Annotated in this window: 13 protein-coding genes and 1 tRNA gene; 8 read left to right on the top strand and 6 right to left on the bottom strand. The window is 62.4% G+C overall.

What is annotated here, in order from left to right:
• Positions 1-29: 29 nt before the first annotated feature.
• The 5 genes from BMF35_RS01710 (at position 30) to BMF35_RS01730 (ending at position 4,597) form a co-directional block, all read left to right on the top strand.
• Complete coding sequence (locus BMF35_RS01710; protein ID WP_047006656.1) at positions 30-908, top strand: class II fructose-bisphosphate aldolase; 879 nt, start codon at positions 30-32, stop codon at positions 906-908.
• Between the two features lie 3 nt (positions 909-911).
• On the top strand, positions 912-1,610 hold the full coding sequence (locus tag BMF35_RS01715) for an HAD-IA family hydrolase (RefSeq protein WP_047006657.1): 699 nt from the start codon (positions 912-914) through the stop codon (positions 1,608-1,610).
• Positions 1,611-1,649: 39 nt separating this feature from the next.
• Complete coding sequence (gene dhaL, locus BMF35_RS01720; RefSeq protein WP_047006658.1) at positions 1,650-2,276, top strand: dihydroxyacetone kinase subunit DhaL; 627 nt, start codon at positions 1,650-1,652, stop codon at positions 2,274-2,276.
• A 46-nt stretch (positions 2,277-2,322) separates the two neighbouring features.
• Complete coding sequence (locus tag BMF35_RS01725; RefSeq protein ID WP_047006659.1) at positions 2,323-3,318, top strand: dihydroxyacetone kinase subunit DhaK; 996 nt, start codon at positions 2,323-2,325, stop codon at positions 3,316-3,318.
• Positions 3,319-3,394: 76 nt separating this feature from the next.
• Positions 3,395-4,597, top strand: a complete 1,203-nt coding sequence (locus BMF35_RS01730) for a transaldolase family protein (protein WP_047006660.1) — start codon at positions 3,395-3,397, stop codon at positions 4,595-4,597.
• A 14-nt stretch (positions 4,598-4,611) separates the two neighbouring features.
• On the opposite strand, the gene BMF35_RS01735 is transcribed toward BMF35_RS01730, so the two are convergent.
• Both BMF35_RS01735 and BMF35_RS01740 read right to left on the bottom strand, forming a co-directional pair.
• Positions 4,612-5,955 (bottom strand): GntP family permease, encoded by a 1,344-nt coding sequence (locus BMF35_RS01735; RefSeq protein WP_047006661.1) that lies wholly within the window; start codon positions 5,953-5,955, stop codon positions 4,612-4,614.
• 108 nt (positions 5,956-6,063) lie between these two features.
• Positions 6,064-6,150 (bottom strand) — tRNA-Leu (locus BMF35_RS01740).
• A gap of 219 nt (positions 6,151-6,369) precedes the next feature.
• Here BMF35_RS01740 and BMF35_RS01745 point away from each other — a divergent pair.
• The gene (locus BMF35_RS01745; RefSeq protein ID WP_047006662.1) at positions 6,370-7,314 is read left to right on the top strand and encodes a complex I NDUFA9 subunit family protein; all 945 of its coding nucleotides are present in this window, start codon (positions 6,370-6,372) and stop codon (positions 7,312-7,314) included.
• Positions 7,315-7,583: 269 nt separating this feature from the next.
• Here BMF35_RS01745 and BMF35_RS01750 read toward each other — a convergent pair whose 3' ends face one another.
• Complete coding sequence (locus BMF35_RS01750) at positions 7,584-8,066, bottom strand: NfeD family protein (RefSeq protein WP_047006663.1); 483 nt, start codon at positions 8,064-8,066, stop codon at positions 7,584-7,586.
• Positions 8,066-8,983 (bottom strand): SPFH domain-containing protein, encoded by a 918-nt coding sequence (locus BMF35_RS01755; protein WP_047007497.1) that lies wholly within the window; start codon positions 8,981-8,983, stop codon positions 8,066-8,068. Before BMF35_RS01755 ends, BMF35_RS01750 begins: the two co-directional genes overlap by 1 nt.
• A gap of 224 nt (positions 8,984-9,207) precedes the next feature.
• On the opposite strand from BMF35_RS01755, the gene fsa reads away from it, so the two are divergent.
• Complete coding sequence (gene fsa / locus BMF35_RS01760) at positions 9,208-9,861, top strand: fructose-6-phosphate aldolase (RefSeq protein WP_047006664.1); 654 nt, start codon at positions 9,208-9,210, stop codon at positions 9,859-9,861.
• A 61-nt stretch (positions 9,862-9,922) separates the two neighbouring features.
• Entirely contained in the window at positions 9,923-10,117 is a 195-nt protein-coding gene (locus tag BMF35_RS01765; protein ID WP_047006665.1) for a hypothetical protein, read from the top strand.
• A gap of 9 nt (positions 10,118-10,126) precedes the next feature.
• Here the strand turns inward: BMF35_RS01765 and BMF35_RS01770 are convergent, their stop codons facing one another.
• Complete coding sequence (locus tag BMF35_RS01770) at positions 10,127-11,755, bottom strand: AMP-binding protein (RefSeq protein ID WP_047007498.1); 1,629 nt, start codon at positions 11,753-11,755, stop codon at positions 10,127-10,129.
• Positions 11,756-11,832: 77 nt separating this feature from the next.
• Positions 11,833-12,711 carry a dienelactone hydrolase family protein gene (locus BMF35_RS01775; RefSeq protein WP_047006666.1) on the bottom strand — a complete coding sequence of 293 codons (879 nt, stop codon included), beginning with the start codon at positions 12,709-12,711 and terminating at the stop codon, positions 11,833-11,835.
• Positions 12,712-12,713: the final 2 nt, after the last annotated feature.

A 12,713-nucleotide genomic window follows, 5' to 3' on the forward strand; every position in this document is an offset into this window, starting at 1 on the left:
GATGCACATCATTCAGCGGAAAGATCACGATGCCACTCGTCAGCATAACCCCTGTCCTTCGCCACGCGCTTGAAAACGGATATGCGGTGGCCGCCTTCAATCCGGTGGACTACAATTCCATGTCGGCCATGGTCGCTGCGGCGGACAGCGTTCGCGCTCCGGTGATCGTCCAGACATCGGCCAAAACCATCCGGCGCTACGGGCACGAAACACTGGCCGGCTGGATGCGCGATCTGACAGCGGATACCGATTCGCCCGTTGTCCTCCATCTCGATCACGGCAAGGACATGGACATGATCCGGAAGTGCATCGACACCGGATGGACTTCGGTCATGATCGATGCCTCGGATCGCCCCTTTGCCGAGAACCTGCAGCGCACCCGCCAGGTGAACGACTGGGCCAATGCTGCAGGGATCGGTATCGAGGCGGAGATCGGCGAGATCGGCGGTGTCGAGGAAGACATCGTCGTCGAAGCCGAAGATGCCGGATTGACCGATCCTGCCGAAGCCGAAGAGTTCTGCCAGAAACTGGAGCTGGCTGCATTTGCCGGTGCCATCGGCACGGCGCACGGCCAGTATCGCGGCACGCCCGAGGTGCGCTTCGACCTGATCGAAGAGATCAACCGGCGCACAGGTGTGCCGATGGCGCTGCATGGCGGCACCGGCTTGTCGGACGAGATTTTCCAACGGGCGATCAAGCTGGGCTGTGCGAAAATCAACATCTCTACCGCGCTCAAGCACGTCTATATCGACAGTTTCCTCGATCACCGGCAGGCCAATCCCGACGACTACGAGCCGCTATCCTACATCAATGCCCAGTTCGATGCGCTCAAGGCGCTGTTCGTCCAGAAGATCGAACAGTTCGGCGGGGCCGGAAAGGCCGAGCTGGTCATGCAGGAAGCCGCCTGACACATGATGCAAGCGCTTATCTTCGATTGTGACGGCGTGCTCGTCGATACCGAGAAGGATGGCCACCGGGTCGCCTTCAACACCGCTTTCGAAACGCACGGTATCGATGCGCATTGGGGAGTCAGGGAGTATCATGACCTCCTTCAGGTCGCTGGCGGTAAAGAGCGCATGCGCTTCTACTTCGACCGCAATGGCTGGCCTGAAGCCGAAGCCGAGCGCGACGCATTGATAAAGGACCTGCACGCGACCAAATCTGCGGCCTTCCAAGACTTGCTGCGCGGCGGAAAAATGACGCTGCGGCCGGGTGTCGCCCGATTGGTGGACGAAGCGCGCGCCGCCGATATGGCGCTGGCAGTATGTTCCACCTCGAAGCTCGAATCCGTTCAGGCCTGTGTGGACCTGTTGGGGCCGGACCGCGCGAACGCGTTCTCGTTCATCCTGGCCGGCGATGCGGTATCGCGTAAGAAGCCCGATCCGGAAATTTATCTAACGGCAGCCGAGCGGCTAGATCTTCCCGCATCGCAGTGTCTGGTGATCGAAGACAGCGAGATCGGCTGCCGCGCCGCCACCAGTGCGGGCATGCGCTGCGTGGTCACGACGAGCGCCTATACGGCATCGGAAAGTTTCGAAGGTGCTTACCGTGTCGTGCCGGAATTGGGCGACGGCGCGAATGCCGTGCCATTGGTTGAAATTGCCACGTAGACTGGCGCTAGATTTGATACGTTTGGGAGAACGGTAAAAATGAATTCCGTGACAATGGAAGATGTCGAATTGGCTGTTCGCGCCATGATCGATGTCGCGCTGGAAAACGAAGCGTATTTCTCCGATCTCGACGGGGTGGTTGGCGATGCCGATTTCGGCGTTTCGCTTGCAACCGGCTTTCGCGAGATCGATGCCAAATGGGATACGCTCGACCGGACCTCCATCGGGCACTTCTTCCTCGCCATATCGCAAATCATCACCGGCAAGGTGGGCGGTTGCTCCGGGCCGATCTGGGGGACCGCTTTCATGCGCGCCGGCATCGTGGCGCGCGACAAGTCGGAATTGTCGGCTGACGACATCGGCCAGATTTTCGAACGCGCGATCGACGGCATCAAGGCCCGCGGCGGCGCCGAAGAGGGCGACAAGACCTTGCTCGATGCTCTTTGCCCGATGAGCCGCGCCTTCGAGGCGGAGAAGAACGGCGAGCCATTGCCCGCGGTTGTCGCGGCCGCGGAGCAGGCCGTGGAAGACACCAGAAACCTCGAAGCGCGCCGGGGCCGGCAATCCTTCACCGGAGAGCGGTCCATCGGCACGCTCGATCCGGGCTGCGTGGCGGTCGCCACGATGACCAAGCGCATCGCCGAAACCGCAAAGCAATCCGCCTGACCGCCTGACCAGCGGCGCATAGGCGATAGGAGAGAAAGACAAGGCCATGGCAAAATTCGTAAACGATCCTGCAAATTTCGTGACCGAAATGCTGGAAGGTTTGGTGCGCGCCAATCCCGACACTCTGGAATGGGACCGCGAATACAACATCATCAGCGCTGCCGGTGCCGCCAATGCCGACCGAGTTCGCATCGTGCAGGGATCGGGATCGGGACATGAGCCTGCCCATGTCATGGCCGTCGGCCCCGGCATGCTGGACGCAGCCGTCCCTGGGGGGGTCTTCGCCGCCCCTTCCATGGACCAGTGTCTTGCGGGCATTCGCGCCATGAACGGCCCTAAGGGCGTGCTGTATCTGGTGAACAATTACCAGGGCGACCGGATGAACTGGGACATGGCGCAAGAGATGGCCGAAGCCGAAGGCATCCGCGTCGGCAAGGTTGTCATCAATGACGACGTCGCCGTGCAGGATTCCACACATACGGTCGGTCGACGCGGCGTGGCAGGCAATTTCTTCGTCATCAAAGCGTGCGGCGCGGCCAGCGCCAATGGAGCGGACCTCGATACGCTTGTGGCCTTGGGCGAGAAGGTGAACGACAACGTGCGCTCCATGGGCGTGGCGCTGTCGGGCTGCCGTCCGCCTGCCAAGCAAGACCCCATCTTCACTCTCGGCGAGAATGAAGTCGAATTCGGCGTCGGCATTCACGGCGAGCCGGGCCGCGCACGTATCGCGATGAAGTCCGCCGACGAGTTGATGACCGATGTCTTCGAACTGGTCGCGGGCGATTTGCCGTTCAACAAGGGTGACCGCGTGGCGTTGATGGTGAATGGCCTTGGCGGAACGCCTATCAGCGAATTGTACGTTCTTTACCGCAAAGCGGCCGAGCTTGCCGAGGAACGCGGCCTCACGGTCGTGCGCAACTATGTCGGCGAATATTGCACGGCGCTGGAGATGAACGGCTTCTCCCTCACCATGCTACGCCTTGATGACGAGCTCGAGGGGCTTCTCGACGCCCCGGCACAGGTGCCGATCCGCGTCTTCTGACGCATCGGCGCTTTCCGACTGCCGCGCAAGCGGCTCCATTCCAGACCTTTTCGGCCCTTTGACACAGGAGCGGCCCATGACCCTGCACGTCCTAGAGAAACTCGCAGCTACCAATCCGGATTGTGAAATCTGGTGGGATTCCTCGCCTCTCGTCTATCAGGACTGGGCGCAGGCCACCCTTGCCTCCGCACCGGCAGAGAAGCGCGATGTGTGGGCCGAGCAATTGCAGCGCCTGCTCGATCCCGAAACAATCGCCCAAGACGGCACGATGGGTTTTCGCGGCGTCACGACGAACCCGCCGCTCAGCCTGCAAGCCCTGCAAAACGATCCGCAATACTGGCGGGCGGAAATCCAGCGCATCGCGAAGGACTATCCTCGGGGCGATGTGCAGGGCGTTTACTGGGCAACCTACCTGCAGGTCGTGCGCAAGAGCGCCGAAATGGTGCTGCCAGTGTTCCGCAAGTCCGGAGCCAAATACGGCTACGTATCCGGCCAGGTCGATCCCCGCTATGTGCGCGACGGAGAGCGCATGCTGCGCGAAGGTCTGCAGATCGCCGCGCAGGGCGAAAACGTGATGGTGAAGATACCTGGGTCGAAGGAAGGGTACGAGGTCATCGAGGAACTGACCGCGCGCGGCATCGCCACCAACAACACAACGTCCTTCACAGTGTCGCAATATCAGCGCTGCATGGATGCCGTCTCGAAGGGATTGGCGCGCGCAAGAGCATCGGGCGTATCGCTCGACCGTTGGCGGTCCGTCGTCACGCATATGTCGTCAAGGCTCGGGACGATCGGCGATCTGGAAGCGGAAGCCGCGATGCGCGATCTGGCGTTTACGCCCGCGGAAATCCAGCAGGGCGAGATGGCGGTCCTCAAGCGGGCTTATGAATTCGGCCGGACCAACAATTACCCGTCCAAAATGCTGCAATGCTCCATGCGCGTGCATGAAGATCCCGAAACCGGCAAGGCATCCAGCTGGCACATCCAGAAGATCGCCGGCGGAGACTTCGTATACACCTGCCCGCCCACCTACATTGCAAAGCTGATGGAGGTCGAAGACAGGCTCGATGATTTCGACGCGAACGCCATCGACGAGCAACCACCAGCCGAGCTGATCGAAAGATTGCGGCGCCTGCCCTATTTCCGCAAGGCCTATGACTTCGATGCGATGGAGCCGGAAGAATTCGTCGAATTCGGCGCCTTCGCCGCGACGGCCACCGAGTTTGCCAAGGCCACGCGCAAAACCGTCGATTTCGTGACCGCTGCTATGGAACACTGACGCGACCGGCGCAATCAGCCCAGCAGCGCGCTCGCAGTCACTACGGCGATCGAGGCCGCCACGGCCTGCACCAGCGTGCCGGGCGAATATAGCGTTAGGGCTTGCCGGGTCGACATGTTCGATAGTCGGCTGACCACCCAGAAGAAGCTGTCATTGACATGGCTGATCGCCATGGCCCCGGCACCGATGGCGATGGTCGCAAGAGCGCGGTCCATGTCGGACTCCAGCCCGAGACTGGGAAGCAGCGGCGCGGTCAGCCCTGCCGTGGTGATGATCGCCACCGTCGAAGAGCCCTGCCCCGTCTTGATCGCCGCTGCGATGAGCAGCGGCAGCAAAAGTCCCAATCCCTCGATCCCGGCAATCCCGCTCACCGAAGATGCTATTCCCGATTCGGCCAGTACGCGGCCGAATGCGCCGCCTGCGCCGGTAATCAGGATGATGACGGCACAGTCACGGATAGCATCGCCTATCCACCCGCTTTCGGACAGCATATCTCGTGTCAGCCTGTCAGGCAGAGCGAGCGCGGCCAGCGCACCGATGCCAAGCGCGATGATAGGCTGACCTAACCACGCGACGATAGCGGAAATATCGCCCATATTTCGCGAGACCGAAGGCAATGCGACAAGCGTGCCAAGGCAGATCAGGACTATCGGGAGCGCTACCGGTGCCAGAGCTTTTCCAATCGACGGACCAGTCTTGTCGCCAGCAGGTTCCATGCTCGCAGGTTCGGGGGGCATGGCATCGGGGGCGATGAATGCTCTTCTGCCGACGAAATGGGCATAGGCGGCTCCAGCACAGGTCGTCAGAAGGGCAATGGGCAGGCCCAAAAGCATGACGAAACCGAGATCAGCCCCCAGCAATTCCGCAGCGGCGATTGGCCCCGGTGTCGGGGGCACCATGGTGTGCCCGGCATATAGGCCAAGTGCCAGTGCAAGCGCGCCCGGCACGACTGACCCGTTACTTTCCCGCGCCGCAGCATGGTTGAGCGGCGAGAGCAGGATAAAGCCGCTGTCGCAGAAGACGGGGACAGAAACGACCAGCCCCATTCCGCCCATTCCTATGGTAACGCGCTTCCAGCCTATGCCGCGCATCAAAAGCCGCGCCAGCCTCGCCGCTGCGCCGGAGCGTTCGAGGAATACGCCGATGATCGAACCGAGCAGAATGATAGGCCCGATGTAGCCAATGGTCGCTCCGAAGCCTGCCCCGACATGGCCGACGATCTCGCCTGCCGGAACGGCGGTGAGCAGTCCGTAGCCAAGGGCCGCCAGCAAAAGCGCGATGACCGGATGTAGGCGCAGCCACCCGGTCGCCATCACGACCCAGGCCAGCGCGAGCAACAATGCTATCATCGGTTCCATGGAAGGGCTCCGCGAAAAGCCTAATATGTCGAAACTCGCGCGACAGGGCGATTACGATGAGGAGCCATCCCACAGTGCAGAACGCGATAGATTTATCGCCGCTGAAAATGGTGCCCAGAAGAGGACTCGAACCTCCACGCCCTTGCGAGCGCCGCCACCTGAAGACGGTGCGTCTACCAATTCCGCCATCTGGGCACCGGAGCAGGCCGGTCATCGAATGCCGCCTGCGTGGTAGGGGCGCGCAGTTAGGACAGGGCGGGCGGCCTGTCAACGATGGACAGAAGCCTCGCGCGATAATTTCTGCGGCGGGAACGCAGGCGGGTGGCGGCTCGTAAGTCTCGGGCATTGCCCCATGCGCGCGTTTGCGGCAATGGCGGCAGCACTCTGCATACTCGCAAGCGAAAGACACGTCCCATGGCCCGCAAATCTCCGCTGAACGGCAAGCTCGTCACCCTGATCGGCGGCAACGGCTTTATCGGTAGCCATGTGGCGCAGGATTTGCTGGAGCGCGGCGCGCGCGTTCGCATTGCCGCGCGCAACCCGGAAAAAGCCTTCAAGCTGAAGCCGCTGGCCAATCTGGGCCAGCTGCAATTCGCGCGCTGCAATGCGATGGACAAGCGCAGCATCGAGGCTTGCGTGAACGGCTCGGACGCAGTGGTCTACCTGATCGGCACGTTCGAAGGAAACCAGAAGGCATTGCAGGCCGACGGTGCCGGCCACGCCGCGAAGGCTGCCGCGGATACGGGTGCGCAGGCTTTCGTCTACATCTCAGCCATCGGCGCGGATGCGGAAAAGGAAACCGGCTATTACCGCACCAAGGGCATGGGCGAGCGACAAGTGTTCGACGCCTTCCCGAAAGCCAGCGTAGTGCGACCCTCTGTCGTATTCGGCGAGGATGACGGGCTGGTCCCCATGTTCGCCGATCTCGTCAAGATGATGCCGGTCATGCCGGTCTTCGGTGCGGATAGCGAATTCCAGGTCGTGTGGGTGGACGATGTGGCTGCTGCCGTCACCACCGCGCTGGAAGACCCCAAGAGCCATGGCGGCAAGACCTTCGAGGCGGCCGGCCCCGAAAAGCTCACCATGATGCAGATCCACGAGATGATCGCCGAGGGGCAGGAGCGCCAGCGGGTGTTCTTCCCCATGCCCACGCCTCTCGCCAAGATGTTCGCATCGGTTCCGCTGACGCCGATCAATTCGGACCAGTTGGCCATGCTCGAAGAAGGCAGCGTGGCGAGCAAGGGCGTGCCGCAGCTGGCGAAACTGGGCATCTCTCCCAAGCCGCTGTCGCTCTTCATTGATCGCTGGATGGTGCGCTATCGCCGCAACGGGCGTTTTACCGAAACAAGGGCTTGGTAGTTTGCGAGGGCGCATCCGCGCCCTCGTCCTCGGTGCTGTTCGCTCCGCTACGCTACGCGGCAACTGCGGTCGCGCAGTCGCGCTCTGTCAGTCGCTGGGTGCGACTGAATTAGGCGTTTGTTCTGCGAGGGTGCATCCGCGCCCTCGTCCTCGGTGCTATTCGCTTCGCGGCACCTGCGGTCGCCCGTTCGGGCTCGGTCAGTCACTTGATGTCACTGAACTGAGGGACCCACGTGCGACCGTGGATCCGCGCGCTCCTTCCCGCTCGGTCATTCGCTCGCGGTGATCGATTGTCTTGTAGCTCTCGGCTCGACCTTTTCCACCAGCAGGATTGCGCCATCCGTGCCGGTGATGCGGACGCGCTCGCCGAGAGCTGCGTCCGGGCCGCGCGCTATCCATTCGCTATCCCCATGCTTCACCCTGCCGCTGCCGCCGTCGATAGGCACGACCACGATTGCGGTTTCACCCGCAAGGCGCGCACCGCGGCGGTTCATCTTCGGGTCGGCCTCGACGATAGGATTGTCGCGCACATAGCGTTTGCCGGAAAACAGCGCGAGGATCGCCAGCACGGCGAACAACGCGATTTGCAGCGGAATGCCTATGGGCGTTCCCCAGGCGATGATGCCGGTGATGACTGCGGCACCGGCCAGCCATATCAGGAAGACGCCGGGGACGAGAATTTCCGCCGCGGCGAGGAAGAAGCCCAGCGCGAGCCAGAAGAAATGATGGTCGACATCGCTCAGCCAGTCCATCACGCGCCCCCGCGGCTGCGCGGCACGGCAGCGCCTGTCGCAGGCGGCGGAGTGGGAGAGCCATGCTCGCCCAGCGCCTCTTTCGCCAGCTCGCCAATGCCGCCCAGCGTGCCGATCAACTGCGTTGCTTCTACCGGGAAAAGAATGGTCTTGGCGTTGGGGCTGGTGGCGAACTTGCCGACGGCCTTGGTATATTCCTGCGCCACGAAATAGTTGATTGCCTGGCTGCCGCTGGTGGCGATGGCCTGCGACACCATTTCGGTCGCCTTTGCCTCGGCCTCGGCTTCACGCTCGCGCGCCTCTGCATCGCGGAAAGCGGCTTCGCGGCGGCCCTCGGCTTCAAGGATTGCGGACTGCTTGGAGCCTTCGGCGCGCAGGATTTCCGATGCGCGGTCACCTTCGGCTTCGAGGATTTCGGCACGCTTCAGGCGCTCTGCCTTCATCTGCCGCGCCATGGCTTCGGAGATATCGACCGGCGGGCGGATGTCCTTGATCTCGACCCGGGTAATCTTCACGCCCCATGGCGAGGTCGCATGGTCGACCACGGCGAGCAGGCGGGCATTGATTTCGTCTCGCTTGGACAATGTCTCGTCCAGATCCATGCTGCCCATCACCGTACGCAGGTTAGTGGTGGTGAGCGCCATGATCGCGGCATAGAGGTTGGAAACTTCGTAAGCCGCCTTGCCCGCATCCAGCACTTGGAAAAAGACCACCGCGTCCACGCCGACCATGGCGTTATCCTTGGTGATGATTTCCTGCCCCGGAATGTCCAGAACCTGCTCCATCATATTTACCTTCTGGCCGACGCGGTCGATGAAGGGGAAGATGATCAGCAGCCCGGGTTCTGCAGCCTTGGTATATTTGCCGAGCCGCTCCACCGTGTAGACATAGCCCTGCTTCACCACGCGCACGGCCATGACCACGAACACGATCACCAGCACCAATACGGCTACCAGAAATTCAAACACCCTACTCTCCCGCCAAAACCGTTTCGGCCGAGAAGCATCCTAGCGCAGCACGCCGATGCGGCAAGCACCATCGCATGGCGGAGGAAATCGCGCGAGGCGCTCTGGCCACGCGCCCATCCTCGCGCCTATAGCGGCGGCCATCCAAACCCTTGCTGCAAGAGAGAGATTCGCCCGTGAAATTCTTCGCCGACACTGCCGAACTTGACGATATTCGCGACCTCGCCGCGACCGGCCTGCTGGACGGTGTAACCACCAATCCCAGTCTGATCGCCAAAAGCGGGCGTAATTTCATGGAAGTCACCAAGGACATTTGCGACATCGTGAATGGCCCGGTCAGCGCCGAAGTGGTCGCTCTCGACCATGAAACGATGATGAAAGAGGCGGAAAAGCTGCGCAAGATCGCGGATAATGTCTGCATCAAGGTGCCGCTCACGGTCGATGGCCTGAAGACCTGCAAGGCACTGACCGACGATGGCACTATGGTGAATGTGACGCTGTGTTTCTCGGCCAATCAGGCGCTGCTGGCAGCCAAGGCGGGCGCGACCTTCATCTCGCCTTTCGTGGGTCGTCATGACGATAACGGCGTCGATGGCATGGATCTGATCCGCGACATCCGGCTGATCTACGATAATTACCTGTTCGACACCGAAATCCTTGTCGCCAGTGTGCGGCACGTGACGCATGTGCTGGAAAGCGCGCGGATCGGCGCCGATGTGATGACCGCGCCGCCCAAGGTGATCCATGCGCTGTTCAAGCACGTGCTCACCGACAAGGGGATCGACGGCTTCCTGAAGGATTGGGAAAGCACCGGCCAGTCCATCCTGTAAAGGCTCGCCCCCGACAGCAGGCGCGGTGGCGCGGAGGGCTCGGATGGGCTAGACTGCCGCCATGCAGACCGTCTTGGAATTTCTCGTGCAATTCCTGCTGGCGCTGGCAGGCGCCATCGGCGTTGCCATCGCCTGGGTGGGCGGCATGGCGCTGCTATGCGGGGCCGGCATTGGCGGATGCGGCTTTTGGTGGACGCTGCGGCGACGCAAGCGTCGCGCGCTGGAAAAGTTGAAAGAAATTACGCCGGGCGACTAGCCCGGTCACCTAGCCGCCATAGCTGTCCATCGACTTTTCCTTGGTGTGCGCGGCCACCCAGTCGTCTCGCAGCTGGAACTTGCGGATCTTGCCCGAACCGGTCAGCGGCCATTCGGTCACCTGCGTCCAATAGGCCGGGCACTTCTGCGGCGCGATCTGGCTGCGGACATGCGCCTTGAAAGCGTCGGGATCGAACTCGGCCCCGTCTTGCACGCGGATAAAGGCGGCCACGGCTTCGCCCAGCACATCGTCGGGCACGCCGACCACGGCGCATTCGGCAATGGCGGGATGCTCCAGCAGCACGTTCTCGATTTCCGCCGGGAACAGGTTTTCGCCGCCGCGGATGATCATTTCCTTCACCCGTCCGGTGATCTTCACATAGCCGCGATCGTCCATCGTGCCGAGATCGCCGGTGCACAGCCACCCATCCCCGGTCACGGTTTCGGCCGTCGCTTCGGGATTGTCGTTATAGCCCAGCATCGTGGCGTAGGAGCGGGAGCGGATTTCGCCGACCGTATCGCAAGGCAGCACTTCACCGGTTGCCGCGTCGACGATGGCCACTTCGCAGCCCAGCGCAGGCTGGCCAATGGTCGTCACGATATCCTCGAAATCGTCGGTAGGGCGGCCACTGGTGATGAGCGGACTGCTTTCGGTCTGGCCGTAGGCGACCAGCGCCTTGGCGCCCAGCGTGGCTTCCACCGCGCGGGCCAGTTCGGGCGCTACCATCGCACCGCCCATGCCGATGATTTCCAGCGAAGAAAGGTCACGCGGCTGCGCCTTTTGCGCCGCCACCATCGCCACCGCCATGGTCGGCACGCAGATCGTCCAACTGACTTTCTCACGCTCGATAATGTCCAGCGCCGCGCCGGGATCGAATGCCAGCAACGGGCAATAGGCCCCGCCCGACTGCAGCGAGCCGAGCACGCCCATCGAGCACCCCATCGTATGGAACAGCGGCGTGAGGCCGATGGTGGAAAGGTTCTTGGGCAAGTCGCCCACTTTCACGAACAGGCGGGCATTGTTGGTAAGGTTGCGGTGCGACAGCACCACGCCCTTGGGAAAACCGGTGGTGCCCGACGTGTACTGGATCTGCGCAGGATCGTTGGTGTCGACATCGGGCAGGCTGCCCGAGGGATCGGTGTAGAGCGACGCCTCGTCCTGCATATCGACGATCTCGCGCAGCGTTGGCAGGTCTTCGGCCACGCCTTGCGCGATGGATTTCATCGGATTGCCGCGGAACTCTGAGATCAAAAACAGCGCGGCAGAATTGCTCTGGCGCAGCACGAAATCCAGCTCGCGCTTCTGGTAGGCGGGGTTGACCGTCACCAGCGTCAGCCCGGCGAGCGCGGCAGCGTATTCGACCAGCACCCATTCCGGAATATTCGGGCCCCACACGGCGACGCGCTCACCCGGCTGGAAGCGCGCGGCGAAGCCTTTCGCCATGCGCTCGGCATCGTGCAGCAATTCGGCATAGGTCCAGCGGCGGCCCGTCGTGCCGTCGGGCAGGCCCTCGACCAGCGCGTCGCCATCGCCGTTCTTCTCGGCTTGCTCGCGCAGCAGATCGCCAATCGTGCGATCCTCGATCTCTTCGTCGGCAAACCAGTCACAATGGGCCTTATCGAGGCGGCGCTCGGTCATCTTTCTCTCCAGATTGTCCCCGCGCGATTCTTCGCGTCGGTCATGATAGCGGAAGCCTAGGGCGATTCCGCGCAGGGTCAAAGCCCCTCGTAAAACGCCAGTAGGCGCGACCAGGCTCGCTCTGCCTCGTCGTGGTTGTAAGCCGGGCTGTCGGGCACGCACCAGCCGTGGTCCGCAGAATAGACCTCTACCTCGGCGCCGACTTCGGCGTTCGATGCGGCGCGCCGCAGGACGGTCTTGTGATCGGGCGCCTCGGCATCGTCATCCTGCGCAATGGCGAAGATGTAGTTGGTGTCCGGCGTCTCGGCCAGCAGGCGGTGCGGGCTGTGATCGTCCTCGCGCACAAGTCCGCCGCCATGGAAGCTGGCAGCAACGCCTACACGGTCAGGGCGAGCATGCGCGCTGTAGACGGTGAAGGGGCCGCCCATGCAATAACCCTGCGTACCGATGCGGCGGGCGCGGTCGACGCCGTCCTGATCATCGAGGAAATCGACGATGGCGTCGGCATCGCGCATGATCGCTTCGGAGGACAGCTTGTCGCGCCAGGGCCGCACGGTCTGGAAACCGCCGGACGATGCAAAGTTGGCGAAGCTGGCAAATTGCTGGCCGGTCACGTCGCGGTAATACGGGTTGACCAGCAGCACAGCATAGCCCGCTTCGGCCAAGCGGCGGGCCATCATGCGCTTGGCGTCGCGCACGCCTGCGATATCGGGCCAGAGGATGACAGCGGGATGTGTGCCGGCCGACGGCCGGACGAACAGCGCATCCATCTCGCCATCGGCGGTGGCGAATTGCACATCGTCCTCGGTCAGCGTGGGCGTGCCGATCAGGTCTTCGTCAAGCTCACCGTCGATACCGGTGCAGGCGGCAAGGGTGGCCGACCCGGTCAGAAGCGCGAACTGGCGCCGGTCGAATGTCGGGACGGTCGGTCCTGCATGGGTCGTCTGCTTGCACATGT

Source organism: Aurantiacibacter gangjinensis (assembly GCF_001886695.1).
Classification (GTDB): domain Bacteria; phylum Pseudomonadota; class Alphaproteobacteria; order Sphingomonadales; family Sphingomonadaceae; genus Alteraurantiacibacter; species Alteraurantiacibacter gangjinensis.

Coding starts and splice junctions, on each gene's coding strand:
- BMF35_RS01710 (WP_047006656.1), top strand. CDS start 30: ATGCCACTCGTCAGCATAACCCCTGTCCTTCGCCACGCGCTTGAAAAC.
- BMF35_RS01715 (WP_047006657.1), top strand. CDS start 912: ATGATGCAAGCGCTTATCTTCGATTGTGACGGCGTGCTCGTCGATACC.
- dhaL (WP_047006658.1), top strand. CDS start 1,650: ATGAATTCCGTGACAATGGAAGATGTCGAATTGGCTGTTCGCGCCATG.
- BMF35_RS01725 (WP_047006659.1), top strand. CDS start 2,323: ATGGCAAAATTCGTAAACGATCCTGCAAATTTCGTGACCGAAATGCTG.
- BMF35_RS01730 (WP_047006660.1), top strand. CDS start 3,395: ATGACCCTGCACGTCCTAGAGAAACTCGCAGCTACCAATCCGGATTGT.
- BMF35_RS01735 (WP_047006661.1), bottom strand. CDS start 5,955: ATGGAACCGATGATAGCATTGTTGCTCGCGCTGGCCTGGGTCGTGATG.
- BMF35_RS01745 (WP_047006662.1), top strand. CDS start 6,370: ATGGCCCGCAAATCTCCGCTGAACGGCAAGCTCGTCACCCTGATCGGC.
- BMF35_RS01750 (WP_047006663.1), bottom strand. CDS start 8,066: ATGGACTGGCTGAGCGATGTCGACCATCATTTCTTCTGGCTCGCGCTG.
- BMF35_RS01755 (WP_047007497.1), bottom strand. CDS start 8,983: ATGGCCGTGCGCGTGGTGAAGCAGGGCTATGTCTACACGGTGGAGCGG.
- BMF35_RS01765 (WP_047006665.1), top strand. CDS start 9,923: ATGCAGACCGTCTTGGAATTTCTCGTGCAATTCCTGCTGGCGCTGGCA.
- BMF35_RS01770 (WP_047007498.1), bottom strand. CDS start 11,755: ATGACCGAGCGCCGCCTCGATAAGGCCCATTGTGACTGGTTTGCCGAC.
- BMF35_RS01775 (WP_047006666.1), bottom strand. CDS start 12,711: ATGTGCAAGCAGACGACCCATGCAGGACCGACCGTCCCGACATTCGAC.